Annotated in this window: 14 protein-coding genes and 1 other annotated feature; of the genes, 9 read left to right on the top strand and 5 right to left on the bottom strand. The window is 46.8% G+C overall.

Going from position 1 to position 15,753, the window contains the following annotated elements:
- Positions 1-49: 49 nt before the first annotated feature.
- Entirely contained in the window at positions 50-2,401 is a 2,352-nt protein-coding gene (arcB, locus tag AC2204_RS13615) for an aerobic respiration two-component sensor histidine kinase ArcB (RefSeq protein ID WP_318926214.1), read from the top strand.
- Between the two features lie 129 nt (positions 2,402-2,530).
- Here the strand turns inward: arcB and arcA are convergent, their stop codons facing one another.
- A complete protein-coding gene (gene arcA, locus AC2204_RS13610) occupies positions 2,531-3,250 on the bottom strand; it encodes a two-component system response regulator ArcA (protein ID WP_107284110.1) in 720 nt (239 codons plus the stop codon).
- Positions 3,251-3,641: 391 nt separating this feature from the next.
- Between arcA and AC2204_RS13605 the strand changes: the two genes are divergently transcribed.
- Together AC2204_RS13605 and AC2204_RS13600 are read left to right on the top strand one after the other, a co-directional pair.
- Positions 3,642-4,043 (top strand): DUF3293 domain-containing protein, encoded by a 402-nt coding sequence (locus AC2204_RS13605; RefSeq protein ID WP_318926211.1) that lies wholly within the window; start codon positions 3,642-3,644, stop codon positions 4,041-4,043.
- Positions 4,044-4,164: 121 nt separating this feature from the next.
- Positions 4,165-4,656 carry a putative 4-hydroxy-4-methyl-2-oxoglutarate aldolase gene (locus tag AC2204_RS13600; RefSeq protein WP_318926210.1) on the top strand — a complete coding sequence of 164 codons (492 nt, stop codon included), beginning with the start codon at positions 4,165-4,167 and terminating at the stop codon, positions 4,654-4,656.
- Positions 4,657-4,703: 47 nt separating this feature from the next.
- Here the strand turns inward: AC2204_RS13600 and AC2204_RS13595 are convergent, their stop codons facing one another.
- Both AC2204_RS13595 and aceK read right to left on the bottom strand, forming a co-directional pair.
- Positions 4,704-5,162: a hypothetical protein gene (locus AC2204_RS13595; RefSeq protein WP_318926208.1), complete on the bottom strand. Its 459-nt coding sequence runs from the start codon at positions 5,160-5,162 to the stop codon at positions 4,704-4,706.
- A 203-nt stretch (positions 5,163-5,365) separates the two neighbouring features.
- Positions 5,366-7,090, bottom strand: a complete 1,725-nt coding sequence (gene aceK, locus AC2204_RS13590) for a bifunctional isocitrate dehydrogenase kinase/phosphatase (protein WP_318926206.1) — start codon at positions 7,088-7,090, stop codon at positions 5,366-5,368.
- 291 nt (positions 7,091-7,381) lie between these two features.
- Positions 7,382-7,497: a sequence feature (Thr leader region), on the top strand.
- Positions 7,498-7,580: 83 nt separating this feature from the next.
- On the opposite strand from aceK, the gene thrA reads away from it, so the two are divergent.
- Genes thrA through thrC form a run of 3 tightly spaced genes read left to right on the top strand, consistent with a single transcriptional unit; the run spans position 7,581 to position 12,288 of the window.
- Positions 7,581-10,040, top strand: coding sequence for a bifunctional aspartate kinase/homoserine dehydrogenase I (gene thrA, locus AC2204_RS13585; protein WP_318926204.1), 2,460 nt, complete (start codon positions 7,581-7,583; stop codon positions 10,038-10,040).
- A 1-nt stretch (position 10,041) separates the two neighbouring features.
- A complete protein-coding gene (thrB, locus tag AC2204_RS13580) occupies positions 10,042-10,998 on the top strand; it encodes a homoserine kinase (RefSeq protein WP_318926202.1) in 957 nt (318 codons plus the stop codon).
- A gap of 3 nt (positions 10,999-11,001) precedes the next feature.
- A complete protein-coding gene (thrC, locus tag AC2204_RS13575) occupies positions 11,002-12,288 on the top strand; it encodes a threonine synthase (RefSeq protein WP_318926201.1) in 1,287 nt (428 codons plus the stop codon).
- Between the two features lie 93 nt (positions 12,289-12,381).
- Here the strand turns inward: thrC and grcA are convergent, their stop codons facing one another.
- Positions 12,382-12,759 carry an autonomous glycyl radical cofactor GrcA gene (gene grcA / locus AC2204_RS13570; protein ID WP_107284102.1) on the bottom strand — a complete coding sequence of 126 codons (378 nt, stop codon included), beginning with the start codon at positions 12,757-12,759 and terminating at the stop codon, positions 12,382-12,384.
- A 338-nt stretch (positions 12,760-13,097) separates the two neighbouring features.
- On the opposite strand from grcA, the gene nfo reads away from it, so the two are divergent.
- The 3 genes from nfo to AC2204_RS13555 all read left to right on the top strand — a co-directional run bounded on the left by nfo (position 13,098) and on the right by AC2204_RS13555 (position 15,347).
- Positions 13,098-13,949 (top strand): deoxyribonuclease IV, encoded by an 852-nt coding sequence (nfo, locus tag AC2204_RS13565; protein WP_318926199.1) that lies wholly within the window; start codon positions 13,098-13,100, stop codon positions 13,947-13,949.
- Positions 13,950-14,020: 71 nt separating this feature from the next.
- Positions 14,021-14,689 carry a uracil-DNA glycosylase gene (ung, locus tag AC2204_RS13560; RefSeq protein ID WP_318926197.1) on the top strand — a complete coding sequence of 223 codons (669 nt, stop codon included), beginning with the start codon at positions 14,021-14,023 and terminating at the stop codon, positions 14,687-14,689.
- Between the two features lie 124 nt (positions 14,690-14,813).
- On the top strand, positions 14,814-15,347 hold the full coding sequence (locus AC2204_RS13555) for a hemerythrin domain-containing protein (RefSeq protein WP_318926195.1): 534 nt from the start codon (positions 14,814-14,816) through the stop codon (positions 15,345-15,347).
- Between the two features lie 108 nt (positions 15,348-15,455).
- Here the strand turns inward: AC2204_RS13555 and AC2204_RS13550 are convergent, their stop codons facing one another.
- A complete protein-coding gene (locus AC2204_RS13550; RefSeq protein ID WP_318926193.1) occupies positions 15,456-15,638 on the bottom strand; it encodes a DUF3545 family protein in 183 nt (60 codons plus the stop codon).
- Positions 15,639-15,753: the final 115 nt, after the last annotated feature.

Below are 15,753 nucleotides of genomic sequence, written 5' to 3'. Positions count from 1 at the left end.
CTGCGCACGATATTATCGAATGAAGCACTTTTGGGTTACGGGTTGAATAATGAAACAAATCAAAGTATTGGCTCAGTTTTATGTCGACTTGCTGGTCAAGTTAGGCATTGTACGGTTCAGTATGTTGCTGGCGCTGGCCTTGGTGGCACTTGCTGTGGTGGTTCAGGTCAGTGTGACCTTAGTGCTTCAGGGGGAAGTGCTTGACATTGATATTGTCCGATCGGTATTTTTCGGTCTGTTGATCACACCATGGGCTGTTTACTTCTTATCAGTGGTGGTCGATCAGTTAGAAGACTCCCGCCAGCGCCTGTCTAAACTTGTGACCAAGCTGGAAGAGATGCGCTCGCGTGATATGCAGCTGCATAAACAGCTACAGAGCAATATCACGCAGCTGAATCAGGAAATTGAAGAACGAGAGAAAGCGGAAGAAGCCCGCCAGCTCGCGATGCAAGATTTAGAAAATGAGGTATACCAGCGTGAAAATGCTCAGCTTGAGTTGGCAGAGCAGAGCGCACTGGTCAAGTCATTCCTCGATGCTTCACCGGATCTGATCTATTACCGCAATGAAAAAGGCGAATTTTCCGGTTGTAACCGGGCGATGGAAGAGCTGACGGGTAAAACAGAAAAACAGTTGGTGGGTTTGACCCCGTGGGATGTCTACAGCCAAGAAGTTGCCACCAAAATCGCTGAAACCGATCAGCAGGTGTTTAAGCAAAATGTTTCTCTCACTTATGAGCAGTGGCTGGAATATCCTGACGGCGGAAAAGCGATATTTGAATTACGTAAAGTCCCGTTTTACAGCCGTGACGGACGCCGGTTGGGATTGATGGGATTTGGCCGCGATATTACCGAGCGTAAGCAGTATCAGGACGCGCAGGAAAAAGCCAGTCGCGATAAGACTGCCTTCATTTCAACCATTAGCCATGAATTACGTACGCCGTTAAATGGTATTGTCGGTTTAAGCCGTATGTTGCTGGACACCAAGCTGGATGACGAGCAGCGCGGCTACATGCGAACCGTTCATGTCAGTGCTATCACCTTAGGTAATATTTTTAACGATATTATCGATATGGATAAGTCGGATCGCCGTCGTTTGGAGTTGTTGCCTAAGCCCTTGGACTTTCATGAATTTGTTGCCGATATGGAAAATATTTCCAGTTTAATGGCAGAGCAGAAAGGGCTGCGTTTTGATTTAGAGCGGCTAACGGAATTGCCTGCATGCATTGAAGTCGACAGTACCCGCCTACGCCAGGTGTTGTGGAACCTGATCGGTAATGCCACCAAATTCACCAAAGAAGGGGGAGTGGTGCTGTCGATCAGTAGCGAGCTCCACGATAACGAGGCGGAGATCATCTTTGAGGTAGAAGATAGCGGCATCGGTATTCCGGCATCAGAGCTGGATAAAATTTTCGCGATGTATTATCAGGTCAAAGAGGGTGACGATAACCTCCATGCGGTGGGCACCGGAATCGGCCTGGCGGTATCGCGTCAGCTGGTGCAGCTGATGGGGGGCGATATTACAGTAACCTCAGATGTGGGTGAAGGCAGTACATTTACCGTCACCATTCGTGTGCCGCTGGTGGAAAGCGCTGTTGAAGAAGAAGCGATGCCAGTGCTTCCGCAAGTCAGCTTAAATATCTTAATGGTTGAAGACATTGAGTTGAATATTACCGTGGCCAAGGCATTGCTTGAAAGCCTGGGCCATGACGTCACGGTTGCAATGCGTGGTGATGAGGCTCTGCGGCTGTTTGATCCTGACATCTTTGACTTGGTGCTGCTCGATATCCAGTTACCGGATATGACCGGTTTTGACATTGCTCAGGCACTGCGTGAAAAGTATGATCATTTGCCAGCTCTGGTGGCATTAACGGCTAACGTCATTAGTGACAAAGCCGAATACCTTGATAAAGGCATGGATGAGGCTCTGAGTAAGCCATTAAGCGTTAAAGCGATCACCGATGTGATCCAACGTCTGGTACTGACCTGCCCTCTTGAGGAACCGGATGAAATTGCGTATGACGATGCGCCGGGCAGCCCGAGTAATGAGATGATTAACCAGCTGCTTGATTTGGAAATGCTCACCTCGTATATCGATATTGTTGGCGCAAAGCCGGTGTATGACAGTATCGCGATGTTTGAAAAAATGATGCCGGAGTACATTACGATCTTAGATTCTAATATGACCGCTAAAGATAAAGACGGGATCAAATTTGAAGCTCATAAAATTAAAGGGGCGGCAGGTTCGATAGGCTTGAAGCATATCCAGCAGGTCGCCCAGAAAGCTCAGTCGCCAGAGCTCCCGGCATGGTGGGAGAACATTAATGATTGGGTTGATGAGATCAAAAATGGTTATCTGAATGATATTCAGGTCTTGAAGGAGTGGCTTGCTCAGCAGAAGTAAGCATAGGCTACAGGTTCGCCGCGACAGCCTGATTATTTACCGCATTAAAAAAGGCTCCCACGGGAGCCTTTTTTCTATCTAACTGGTTGCTGCAGACGGGTAAGAATCTTACCACGGCAGCAATGCCAATTATTCTTCGCCGAGATCACCGCAGAAACGATAGCCTTCACCGTGAATCGTAGCAATGATTTCAGGAGTATCAGCGACGGATTCGAAGTGCTTACGGATACGACGGATTGTTACGTCAACTGTCCGGTCATGAGGTTTGAGCTCACGGCCTGTCATTTTCTTCAACAGATCAGCACGAGTCTGGATCTTACCCGGGTTTTCACAGAAGTGAAGCAGGGCACGGAACTCAGAACGTGGTAGTTTGAACTGATCACCATTCGGACTGACTAGAGAGCGGCTGTTAATTTCCAGCGACCAATCATTGAACTCGTATCGCTCTACCAGTTTCTTGTCTTCAGTTGGCAGGCCTTGATTCATGGCACGAGTCAACAGGTTACGCGCACGAATGGTCAGCTCACGAGGATTGAATGGCTTGGTGATGTAATCATCGGCACCAATTTCAAGACCCAGGATCTTATCAACTTCATTATCACGCCCCGTCAGGAACATTAATGCCATATCACCTTGTTCACGCAGTTCGCGCGCGAGTAATAGGCCATTTTTACCTGGAAGATTGATGTCCATGATCACCAGGTGAACATGGTGCTCTGAAAGCATCTGGTGCATTTCAGCGCCATCGTTGGCTTCGAATACCGTGTAACCTTCAGCCTCAAAAATACTTTTAAGGGTGTTACGTGTTACGTGCTCGTCTTCTACAATTAGAATGTGAGGGGTTTGCATTGGCAGTACCTAATTTCAAAAAACTAAAACTGGTCAAAAATAGAATAGTTAAATTCTATAAAAAAAATTCACATACAGGCAAAGTATTAGACAAAATACTTTCATTTACGCTGTAAAGCAGCCTGTTTGGTATGCCATCCATAAATTCAGTGTGGTTTTGTGTCATCACAAGACTGAAAGGCCCGATATTCTACGGGTATTGGCTACAATCTCCCTGGGATGGCGACGATTGTAAGCACTTAACAGCTCGCTAACAATATAGCGATTTGTTTCAATAACGCTTTCTGGATGTTTCTTGATTTACATCAAGTTGGGTGAAGATGTATTGCGGTCAATCAGGTTGATTAACATACGCGACAACTTAAGACATCATTAACCGGCAGAATCTGCGATGTGTAAAAATACCTTGCTGTGGCGAAGCTATCAAACCATTTCATTCAAAGCTAGGCAACACCCTGTTTACCATTCTTTTGCAATTCTAACAGCATTTAATCCCAGAAGCATTGTTCTTAATAGATTGGACAATCAAAAGCGTAATAAAATATTAGAAAAAGAGTTGGCAATGTTAACTGGGTCATATTTTCCTGTGCGCTGTTGCGCGTCGGATGGGGATTGGGAGGAGGCGGGTTATATCGTCGATATAAGGGCCGAGCAGGCATATCAGTTAGCAAAAAAATGGCAACAAAATGCCATCTACTGGGTTGAGGACAATCAGTTATATTTGGTGCCAGTGTTAATTAAGGGGTTTAAAAAACAAAGACTAGGTAAATTTTCAGCCTTTTTCTACACTTAATGGAATAATCTCTATTTACGGCGTGCTATGTGAAAGCTATTTGTGCTGGAAAGTAGAATTCGAGATTCTTCGCGGGATTGGAACCCGTAACTTTGGGAAGATCAACAAAGGAGTAAGTGAGATGAAAGATCTATTACCTGACTTGTGTGATCACTATGAACAGGATGTTAGCTGGCTGCCTCTTACCTTTCACAATTATGGCGGAAAAAAAATATTCTATGGCGAAGTCGTTACCCTCCGCTGTTTTGAAGATAACAGTTTAGTCCGGGAAATTGTGTCGCAAGATGGCAGAGGAAAAGTACTGTTTATTGACGGTCATGGTTCATGTAATCGGGCGTTATTGGGTGATCAGCTGGCTTTACTGGCCGTTGAAAATGGCTGGCAGGGGATCATTATTAATGGTGCGGCTCGTGATGTTGGAACTCTGGCCACGCTCGATCTTGGGGTTAAAGCACTGGGCGTCTGCCCGTTTAAAACGGTAAAACGTCAGAGCGGTGATAAGAATATGACGTTGATTGTAGGGCACACCATGATTTATCCCGGCGATTACGTCTACGCAGATCTTAACGGTATCTTGCTAAGCCGTCACCCTCTGAACTTGGCAGTGCTGTAAATAATGGTGACGGCGCATCCATCGATCCTGTGCCGTCTTATTCGGAATCAGAAGCGATAGCCAATTCCAAGCAGGTAAATTTGCTCTAAGGCTTCGTAATCAACGGTTGCATGCAGGTTAACCTTCTCCGTCATTTTATACTGACTGCTCAATTCAACGCCGAGTATGGTATCTCGATCAACGGTTTCGGACGTGATAGCACTTTTCAGGCTCACTTTTGGTGTGACTTGATATTTTACCCCCGATAAAACCCCACGGCCTGCAGAGATAAGATCATTACCAGAAGAGAGGCGGGTACTGAGATAAAGCTCGAGATTATTGTTGAGCGAATAGGCATAGCCACTATCAATTTGCCACAGATCGAATTGATCTGCCGCTCGTGAATGTGAAGATATGAACCACCCAGAGGGAGTATTATCACCGATTAAGCTGAAAAGTCCCTTTTCTGCTGCTGTTGTTGGTAAAGCCACGACCAGCAGGGCTAATGTGAGCAGCAATTTTTTCATTACGTCACCATCCCTGTTCTTAATTTTGCTTATGCTTATGCTTATGCTTATGCTTATTCATATTAGGGCACAATTCTAATTATTAAAATGCAATGAGAGACATAATGAGACTTTCTGCATAAAATCCGGCTTTGTTATAAAGTCGACGGTTTTTTTCAGCCTGACACGGTGTGTTAGCTGCCACGAAGATCGGCTGTAATGCATTATTTTCGCAGTCGATGTTCCTTTTTATAGGGATAGACATCTTCATACTGGCCGTGCGTGATATTTTGCTGGAGTTGCTGCCAGTATTTAGCCTCAAATAAGTCACTGTGCAACTCATTAAACAGTGCGCGGACTTTTGGGTTGATCAGCAGAAAGGTACGAAACTCTTCAGGGAAGACGTCGTTGATCCCCACGCTGTACCAGGGCTCTGCGGCCATCTCATCTTCTGGATAACGAGGCGGTGGGATCTTGCGGAAGTTCATTTCTGTCATGTAGCTGATTTCATCATAGTCGTAAAAGACCACTCGCTTATGACGGGTAACCCCGAAGTTCTTAAATAGCATATCCCCGGGAAAAATATTGGCCGCAGCCAATTGTTTAATTGCTTTGCCATATTCATCGACCGCATGACGAAGATCATCATCGTTAGCCTGTTCAACATAAATATTGAACGGGATCATCCTTCGTTCCATATAGAGATGCTTGATAATGACCCTGTCCTTGGTCACTTTAACTATCGAGGGGGCCACCTCGAGCAGTTCAGCCAGTAATTCGTCGCTGAAGCGATGGCGTTCAAAGGTGAAGTTGCGATATTCCTGGGTATCAGCCATGCGCCCGACCCGATCGTGTTCCTTAACCAGCTTATATTTCTCTTTGACCGTGGCATGGCTGATGGCTTTTTGTGGGGCGAACTTATCTTTGATGATTTTGAAGACAAAACCATAAGAGGGCAGGGTAAATACCGCCATCACCATCCCTTTAATTCCCGGAGCTGGAATAAACTTATCGTCAGAATGTTCCAGATGATCTAAAAATTCCCGGTATAGCTCGGTTTTTCCGTGTTTCTGACAACCAATTGCGGTATACAGCTCGGCGGTGGTTTTGTTCGGAATGATATGCGATAGAAAGCATACCAGTGCCGCCGGGGCTGGGGCGTAAACCATGAAGTACGAGCGGGCAAAGCCAAAGATAATACTGACATCGTTGACGTGGCAGATACAGGCATCGATATAGAGCTGCTTGTTGCTGTTGCTCAGTACCGGTAATACCAAAGGAACGGTCTTCTCCTGGTTATTGTGGCGGAGTGTGATGGATCCGATTAAGTAAGCGGCTTTATTACGGTAAAAAGGTTCCCGGATCAGTTCGAGGGAAGTGTCCTGGTTGAGGGCTTCTCCGAATTCGTGTTGTAAGTGGTCAATGATTAATGTGATATCTCGACTCTTATCTTCCCAGTCCAAGGTAAAAGGAGTGTCGTCGAGTACGCGTTCAAATAATGCCGAGAGCCCGGAGTGGGCGGTATAGCGGCGTGTTAGCTGAGTCGGATAGGTCGGAATACGATTTTCTTGTGAACTATGGACAAACAGCTTGTCACGATTGATATTGCGGTGTTCGAAAATTCGGCAATAGACCGAGTTAAAAAAACTTTCGGCGATTTCATAGCGGGGGTAATCGAGCAGCAGATCTTCATAAGCAGATTTAACGGCCATTAAAAAAGAGCGGTTAGCATGACGTTTACCCAGCATAATCTGGATCTGGCTGGTGACTAAGCCGACATGGTGGTCATAAAAGCTGATCCGCTTTTTGAGTGCCAGATGCACCGCTGACCAGTCCTGATGTTCAAATCGTTCCTGGGCACCAGCCGTCACATCAAGGAATCGGCCATACATGGCATCAAAGCCTTGCAAGATAGTATGGGCGACAAGCTGTTCCATTGCTGCAGCCATTCGGGTGTCCCTCCGAATTGATTTTTTATGTCATTACTATTCACTATGCAACGTGGAGAGGTTAACTGCAATAAGTGATGGTTATTTTTTATACTTTTTCCGAATAATATGATTGTATTCCCACCTAGCCCCAGGATGCTCGTTTCAGAGGTCGCGTAGGGATACTCTGCGGGCCAAGGGGCGGTGATTTTATCGGTTAAGCGATAAAACGTGGTTGACTCTGAATCCCGGTTCCGGTAAATGTAAAGTAATACAGAATTTTGAGTAAATCGACAGCACACATGTTTAACGTAATCAGCGCAACCACCACCATTATTATTACCGGCACAATGAGTGCTGGGGCGGGCTGATGCGTATACGATTTATATGAAAAAGCCCGCACTTCACATAGTGCGGGCTTTTTTTTAACTTCACGGAATTGAATGAAATTGTTTATTTTTGCTACCTATACAATGTGGTAGCCAATAAATTAGGAACTTGGGAGTAGGGAATGCGAGTATTTAAGTTTGGTGGTTCATCGTTGGCTGATGCTGAACGATTTTTAAGGGCAGCAGATATCATCGCCAATAATGTCCAGCAAGGGGATGTGTCTGTGGTGCTGTCGGCGCCGGGCAAAGTGACGAATAAATTGGTGTCAGTGGTCAACAGTACAATAAATACCGGCGATGCGGAGCTTCAACTGGCCGATCTTGAAGCGGTATTTACTTCGCTGTTTGAAGGCTTATTGGTTTTGGAGCCTAAATTCGATAAAGCCCTGCTAGATGCCAAGCTGGCCAGTTCGCTGGGACAGCTGAAACAATATGTGCATGGCATGAAGTTATTAGGCCTGTGTCCTGATAATGTTTATGCCAAAGTGATCAGCAAAGGCGAGCGCCTGTCGATTGTCGCGATGAAAGCGCTGCTCGAAGCCAAAGGGCTGGCCGCAAGCCTGATTGATCCGGTTGAATACCTGCTGGCTCATGGTGATTACCTTGAAGCGCATGTCGATATTGAAGTTTCCACTGAAAATTTCAAACGAAATCCCCTCCCACAAGGCCACGTTAATATCATGCCGGGCTTTACCGCAGGCAACAGCAAAGGTGAGCTGGTGACGTTAGGCCGTAACGGTTCCGATTATTCCGCTGCGGTATTAGCGGCTTGCTTACGTGCTGAGTGCTGCGAGATCTGGACGGATGTTGATGGTGTTTACAGCTGTGATCCGCGTATCGTTCCCGATGCTCGCCTGCTGAAATCCCTGAGCTATCAGGAAGCGATGGAGTTGTCTTATTTCGGGGCCTCTGTACTGCACCCTAAAACGATCGCCCCGATTGCCCAGTTCCATATTCCCTGCTTGATTAAGAACAGCTTTAACCCTCAAGGTGCCGGAACCCTGATCGGTCAGGATACCGGCGAAGACAAGCTGGCTATCAAGGGCATTACGACCCTGAAAAACCTGACGATGGTGAATGTCTCAGGCCCGGGTATGAAAGGGATGGTTGGCATGGCGGCGCGCGTGTTTAGCGCGATGTCAGCGTCAGGAATCTCTATTGTATTGATCACTCAGTCCTCATCGGAGTACAGCATTAGCTTCTGCATTGAGAGTGCGGATAAAGCCGCAGCTCAGGAGACGTTACAGAACTGCTTTGAACTTGAGCTGAAAGAAGGCCTGCTGGAGCCAGTTGAGTTTCTTGATGACTCCGCTATCGTTACTCTGGTTGGCGATGGCATGCGGACATCTCGTGGTGTGGCATCACAGTTCTTCACGTCGCTGGCTGAAGTCGACGTCAATGTTATTGCGATAGCCCAGGGATCTTCAGAGCGTGCGATTTCGGCCGTGATCCCGGCGGATAAAGTGTCTGAATCGGTCAAAGCATGTCATGAGAATTTGTTTAACAGTCAACACTTTCTGGATGTTTTTGTCATTGGTGTCGGTGGTGTCGGGGGCGAGCTGGTTGAGCAGATCCACCGTCAGCAGGCGAAATTAGCCCAAAGTGGGATTGTTATCCGCGTCTGTGGGATGGCGAACAGCAAGGGGCTGCTGCTTGATAGTAACGGTTTGCCTCTTGATAACTGGCGAGATCAGATGGGGTCGGCCCATGAGCCACTGAGTCTGGCGAGGATGATCCAGTTAGTAAAGCGTCACCACATCATTAACCCGGTCATTATTGATTGCACATCGGATCAAGGTATCGCCGAGCAATACGTCGATTTTCTGGCTGCGGGCTTCCATGTCATTACTCCAAATAAGAAAGCCAATACTGCGAGCATGATGTATTACCACCAATTGCGTCAGGCGGCACGTTCTAAACGGCGTAAGTTTATGTACGACACGACAGTCGGTGCCGGTTTGCCGGTCATTGAGAACCTGCAAAACCTGATGGCTGCGGGTGATCAGCTAGAACGTTTCTCCGGCATTCTATCGGGGTCACTCTCTTATATTTTCGGTAAACTCGACGAAGGTATGAGCTTCAGCGAAGCAACGACGGTTGCCCGAAGCAATAGCTTTACCGAACCCGATCCCCGCGATGATCTGTCCGGTATGGATGTCGCGCGCAAGCTGCTGATCCTCGCCCGTGAAGCCGGAATGGCACTGGAACTTGATGACGTTGTGGTGGAGCAAGCCCTGCCGCCTGGTTTTGACTCTGATGGTTCGGTTGAAGATTTTATGGCGCGGTTGCCTGAAGCCGATGAGTACTTTAAACAGTTATCAGAAAAAGCTACCAAAGAAGATAAAGTGCTGCGTTATGTCGGTGAAATTGATCATGGCCAATGTTCGGTGAAAATTGCGGCGGTCGATCCTGACGACCCGATGTTCAAGATCAAAGACGGTGAAAATGCGCTGGCGTTTTATAGCCGTTATTATCAGCCGATCCCACTGGTGCTACGTGGTTATGGTGCCGGTACTGAAGTTACCGCCGCCGGTGTGTTTGCGGATTTGATGCGTACATTAGGCTGGAAGCTAGGAGTATAAGATGAGTGTTGTAGTTTATGCGCCAGCGTCGATTGGCAATGTCAGTGTCGGGTTCGATGTCTTAGGCGCAGCAGTTTCACCAATTGACGGCACCCTGCTGGGGGATCGGGTGAGAGTGGCTGACGGCGAACAACCGTTTACCCTCGATTGTGTGGGTGAATTTGTTGCCAAATTACCGCCCGAGCAGGAAGATAATATTGTATATCAATGCTGGCGTGTGTTTGCCCGCGAGCTGGATAAAAAGGGCCTGGCGCTAAAACCCGTTGCCATGACGCTGGAAAAGAACATGCCGATTGGTTCTGGGCTCGGCTCTAGTGCCTGCTCGGTTGTTGCGGCCCTCGATGCACTCAACCGTTTTCATGACTTGCCGCTCAATGAGGTTGAATTACTGGCCTTAATGGGCGAAATGGAGGCGCTGATTTCTGGCAGTCTGCACTATGATAATGTCGCCCCTTGTTATTTGGGCGGCCTGCAGTTTATGGTTGAAGAGCTGGGGATCATCAGCCAGTCGGTACCGTGTTTTGATGACTGGTACTGGGTCATGGCGTATCCGGGGATTAAAGTACCAACCGCAGAGGCGCGTGCCATTCTGCCGGCTCAATATCGCCGTCAGGATGTTATTGCACATGGTCGCTACCTTGGCGGCTTTATTCATGCGTGTTATTCACAGCAGCCGGAGCTTGCAGCAAAAATGATTAAAGATGTGGTTGCAGAACCCTATCGCGAAAGATTATTACCGGGTTTTTCCAATGCAAGGCAATATGCGCTGGAAGCTGGCGCACTGGCCAGTGGGATCTCTGGCTCTGGGCCGACGATGTTTAGTGTCTGTAATGACCTCGAAGTTGCAAAACGTATTGCACGTTGGCTCGAAGAGAATTATGTTCAGAACGATGAAGGATTTGTCCATGTCTGTCGCCTTGACAGCCAGGGCTCAAAAGTAACAGGAAGTGAGCTATAAACTATGAAGTTGTATAACTTAAAAGAACCTCAAGAGCAGGTTTCATTTGGTCAGGCTGTGCGTCAGGGCTTGGGTCGCAACCAAGGCCTGTTTTTCCCATCAGAACTACCTGAACTGGGCGATATTGACGCCCTGTTAGAGATGGATTTTGTTAGCCGCAGCAGTAAAATTCTCTCTGCCTTTATTGGTGATGAGCTTGCTTCTGAGACCGTCAGCCAGATGGTCAGTAACGCCTTTCAATTCCCGGCCCCGATTGCAAAGATTAAAGACGGTGTTTATGCCCTGGAATTGTTCCATGGCCCGACGCTGGCGTTTAAAGACTTTGGCGGCCGCTTTATGGCCCAGTCGCTGGCTGCCGTGTCAGATGGCGACGGTAAAGTGACCATTTTAACCGCCACATCCGGTGATACCGGTGCCGCGGTTGCTCATGCCTTCTATGGTATGGACAATATCAAGGTCGTGATCCTGTATCCGAAAGGCAAAATCAGCCCGCTGCAGGAAAAATTGTTCTGCACCCTTGGCGGTAATATCCATACCGTTGCCGTTAATGGCACGTTTGATGACTGTCAGGCCCTGGTTAAAAACGCATTTGATGATGCAGAGTTGCGCCAGGAAGTCGGTCTTAACTCGGCCAACTCAATCAATATCAGCCGGTTGATGGCGCAGATATGCTACTATTTTGAAGCGGTTTCTCAGCTGCCAAAAGCACAGCGTGATAATCTGGTGATTTCGGTACCAAGTGGTAACTTTGGTAATCTGACGGCAGGTTTATTAGCGAAATCACTCGGCTTACCGGTTAAGCGTTTTATTGCCGCAACGAACGTCAACGATACGGTGCCTCGTTATCTGAAAACCGGCGAGTGGACACCAACCCCAACGATTCCGACTATTTCTAATGCAATGGATGTCAGCCAGCCAAATAACTGGCCACGTATCGAAGAGTTGTGTCAGCTTAAAGGTTGGGGACTGAATGAGCTTGGATATGGCGCGGTTACCGATGAGCAAACGGCAGAAACGTTACGTCAGATGCACACGGAAGGTTATCTGTGTGAACCGCATGGTGCGATAGCCTATCGGGTGCTTAATGAACAACTACAAGACGGTGAAACCGGTTTGTTCCTGTGTACCGCGCACCCGGCGAAGTTCAAAGAAGTCGTTGATGAGATCCTTGGCATCGATGTTGATCTGCCGGCACCATTAGCCAAGCATGGTGCAATGGAGCTGCTGTCACTAGAGCGTGACAATGACTTTGACCAGTTGAAAGCTGTGTTGCAAAGCGTACAGGATTAACCTAGGCCGGATGTGCGCACCATAGTGATCGAAAAGGGAGCCAGTCGGCTCCCTTTTTTGTCTCTTGGTTTACAGAAGCTGCGCGCTATGAGATCACAGGCTTTTAGTAAATGTACGTGCAATAACGTCGCGCTGTTGGTCAGGCGTTAGCGAGTTGAAACGTACTGCGTAACCTGAGACGCGGATAGTTAGCTGAGGATACTTCTCTGGGTGTTTAGCGGCATCTTCTAGTGTTTCACGCTTAAGGACGTTAACGTTCAAATGCTGACCGCCTTCGATTTTAGCCGGCGCTTCGATAGCCAGTTCGCGGTACTCAATCTCACCAAGTTCTGCGGTGGCTACAACTTGATCTTCTTCGTAGCCAGATTGTGCACATACGCAGCGAGCCTGGTTTGTTTCGCTATCCAATAACCAGATAGAGTTCAGTAGTTCGTTGTTTGCTGTTTTCGTAATTTGAATACCGGTGATCATGACTTACTCCTTCGAAGGATGTTGTTAGATTTTTCAATTTCTTGTTGAGTTGCGTATTATATACCCCGAAACTGGTGGGCTGGTATTGACTTAGATCAAGAAACAACTATAAACCTTAATTTTGATAGGGCTGTTTTTTTGAGCTAAATCAACATAACCTTATTTTTTAAGTATTAATGAGAATATTTTATTCTTTAAAAAATATTTTAATAGTTGGATTGTAGTAAAATTACAACAAAAAGAGGGCGATTTTCATTTTTTTAGCGAAGGAATATGGTCTGTGTCTGATCATCTTGTCGTAACTATCGTGGAAACATAACACAATTAAGAGGTGAAAAATGAAGTTAATCGGTGCTCATGTGTCTGCAGCTGGTGGGGTGTTTAATGCGCCGGAAAATGCGGCCAAGATCGGAGCGAATGCATTTGCATTGTTTACCAAGAACCAAAGACAGTGGGCTGCTAAACCTCTTGAGCAAGATGTGATTAAGGCATTCAAAGCGCGTTGCCAGCAATATGGCTTCAGTGCCGATGCCATTTTGCCTCACGATTCTTACCTGATCAATCTGGGGGCACCTGAAACGGATAAGCTGGAGAAGTCTCGCGCAGCCTTTATCGATGAAATGCAGCGCTGTAATCAGCTTGGTTTAACCCTGTTGAATTTCCATCCGGGCAGCCATTTGAAGAAAATTTCACAGCACGATTGCCTGTCGTTAATAGCGGAGTCGATTAATCTTGCCCATCAACAGGTGCCTGGTGTCGTCGCGGTTATTGAGAATACTGCTGGTCAGGGGTCCAATTTAGGCTGGCGTTTTGAGCATCTGGCTGAAATTATTGCGCAAGTTGATGATAAGAGCCGGGTCGGCATCTGTATCGACACCTGCCATACTTTTGCCGCCGGTTATGATTTGCGTACCGAAGCGGCGACAGAGGCAACTTTTGCAGAGTTCGATCAGGTCGTCGGAATGAATTATTTACGCGGCATGCATTTAAATGATTCGAAAGGTGGCCTGGGCAGCCATCTCGATCGCCACCACAGCTTAGGTGAAGGTGAGATTGGCTGGGATTGCTTCCGCTACCTGATGCGCGATAGCCGATTTGACAATATTCCCTTGGTGCTGGAAACCATTAACCCGGATCTCTGGCAGCAAGAAATTATGACGTTACGCTCATTCGTGAATGCTGAGATCTAATGGTGGTTTGCTCCTGATCTTCAGGCTTGATGCAGGTAGAATATAGGGCTTAAAAGTATCAGGAGCATGTAATGGACCATTCACTCACTTGGCATGAGATCATTGAGCAGGAAAAACAGCAATCTTATTTCCAGTACATAGAACAGTTTGTAGCGACCGAGCGCGCCGAGGGAAAAGTCATTTACCCTGCAGAACAAGATGTCTTCAATGCTTTTGACTCCACCCCCTTTAATCAGGTTAAAGTCGTTATTTTAGGGCAAGACCCTTATCACGGTCCCGATCAGGCTCACGGCTTGAGTTTTTCGGTATTGCCCGGGGTTAAAATTCCCCCCTCACTGGCTAATATGTATAAGGAGCTGGCGACTGATATTCCGGGCTTTGAAATCCCGAATCATGGCTGTTTGCAAGGCTGGGCCGGCCAAGGCGTATTACTGCTTAATACAGTGTTGACGGTGGAACGCGGACAAGCACATTCACACGCCAAAATTGGCTGGGAAACCTTTACTGACCGCATTATTGATACGCTGGATCGCCACCTGGAAGGCGTGGTGTTTTTGTTATGGGGCGCCCATGCACAGAAAAAAGGCAGAAGAATAGATGATGAAAAGCATCATGTACTGAAGTCAGCGCACCCATCGCCATTGTCTGCTTATCGGGGGTTCTTCGGCTGCCAGCATTTTTCTCAGACGAACCTGTTGCTAAAGCAGATGAATAAACCGGAGATTAACTGGCAACCCTGAGTACTGGTGTCATTGACGTTTGTTCGCTAATTGAACAATTTGCAACTACGATCAATATGCTTTCTCCGGCTATGGCATACACTTAAAAGGTAACGATTAGGGAAATGTTGCCTGGGAGTGAACTATGATTTTGGAAATTATTCATACAGAACACGGTTATATTAATCGCTTGCTGAAAGTGCTGCAGCAGAAGTTAGCAAGCATTAAAAATGGTCAGTCGGTTGACTACAGTTTGATCAAGGATATTGTTGACTACCTGCACAATTATGCTCAATGCTGCCACCATCCTAAAGAAGATATCTTGTATCACTATTATCAGTCGCATTATGACAAGAATGACGATATGAAAAGTCTGGAGCTGGAGCATCAGGAGCTGGCGCAACTGACCAGTGAGTTTTCCGAGACGGTCGATATGATTCTGATGGATGCGGTGATCCCATTAGATGTGTTTGCGGAAAAGCTGAATACTTTTGTCACCCGCCAGAAAGCCCACCTTGAGTTCGAAGAAAAGCAGGTCTTTCCTCTTATTCGTCGCCATTTTACTGCTAAGGACTGGGTCGCGGTATCGGCTGAATATCAAGGGGAGTATTCCGATCCACTGTTTGGGGATCAGGTTGCGGACCGCTATCTGAAACTGTCGAAGCGCCTCTTGATCTGAATCGCGATAGAAAGAAAAAGCGCCAATGGCCAACAGATTAATTATCTGGCGCTTTGAGTACCAATCGGATCAAATAACAATACGTTAAGTGATTCGATTGGCCTGAAATTAACATTCAGCCATTTCGTCTGAATACTCTCTGAACAGATCAATATCTTCTAATTCTTTGCGCAGTCTTTGCTTGTCCTTTAAAGCTTCAATTTCACGCCATTTACGTTTTTCTGGCTTGTTCCGAGAGCGACGTATCGGGCGTTCTGTTGCAAGAATGTCATCGAATGCATAGCTATCCATAAAGCACCTCTTTCTTACATATTGGGATTAACTAAATATCATATCGGGGTTTAAAATAATATTGAGGTGTTTCACAAATGTTACTTTTTAATGAATTATTTATGTGCCAATAATC

The organism is Photobacterium sp. (assembly GCF_057456235.1).
The sequence above is the reverse complement of the archived record's forward strand: the minus strand, read 5'-3'. Positions and strand labels throughout refer to the sequence as shown.

Excerpts from the sequence above, each read along its gene's own strand:
- arcB (WP_318926214.1), top strand. The coding sequence starts at position 50 with ATGAAACAAATCAAAGTATTGGCTCAGTTTTATGTCGACTTGCTGGTC.
- arcA (WP_107284110.1), bottom strand. The coding sequence starts at position 3,250 with ATGCAAACCCCTCACATTCTAATTGTAGAAGACGAGCACGTAACACGT.
- AC2204_RS13605 (WP_318926211.1), top strand. The coding sequence starts at position 3,642 with ATGTGTAAAAATACCTTGCTGTGGCGAAGCTATCAAACCATTTCATTC.
- AC2204_RS13600 (WP_318926210.1), top strand. The coding sequence starts at position 4,165 with ATGAAAGATCTATTACCTGACTTGTGTGATCACTATGAACAGGATGTT.
- AC2204_RS13595 (WP_318926208.1), bottom strand. The coding sequence starts at position 5,162 with ATGAAAAAATTGCTGCTCACATTAGCCCTGCTGGTCGTGGCTTTACCA.
- aceK (WP_318926206.1), bottom strand. The coding sequence starts at position 7,090 with ATGGCTGCAGCAATGGAACAGCTTGTCGCCCATACTATCTTGCAAGGC.
- thrA (WP_318926204.1), top strand. The coding sequence starts at position 7,581 with ATGCGAGTATTTAAGTTTGGTGGTTCATCGTTGGCTGATGCTGAACGA.
- thrB (WP_318926202.1), top strand. The coding sequence starts at position 10,042 with ATGAGTGTTGTAGTTTATGCGCCAGCGTCGATTGGCAATGTCAGTGTC.
- thrC (WP_318926201.1), top strand. The coding sequence starts at position 11,002 with ATGAAGTTGTATAACTTAAAAGAACCTCAAGAGCAGGTTTCATTTGGT.
- grcA (WP_107284102.1), bottom strand. The coding sequence starts at position 12,759 with ATGATCACCGGTATTCAAATTACGAAAACAGCAAACAACGAACTACTG.
- nfo (WP_318926199.1), top strand. The coding sequence starts at position 13,098 with ATGAAGTTAATCGGTGCTCATGTGTCTGCAGCTGGTGGGGTGTTTAAT.
- ung (WP_318926197.1), top strand. The coding sequence starts at position 14,021 with ATGGACCATTCACTCACTTGGCATGAGATCATTGAGCAGGAAAAACAG.
- AC2204_RS13555 (WP_318926195.1), top strand. The coding sequence starts at position 14,814 with ATGATTTTGGAAATTATTCATACAGAACACGGTTATATTAATCGCTTG.
- AC2204_RS13550 (WP_318926193.1), bottom strand. The coding sequence starts at position 15,638 with ATGGATAGCTATGCATTCGATGACATTCTTGCAACAGAACGCCCGATA.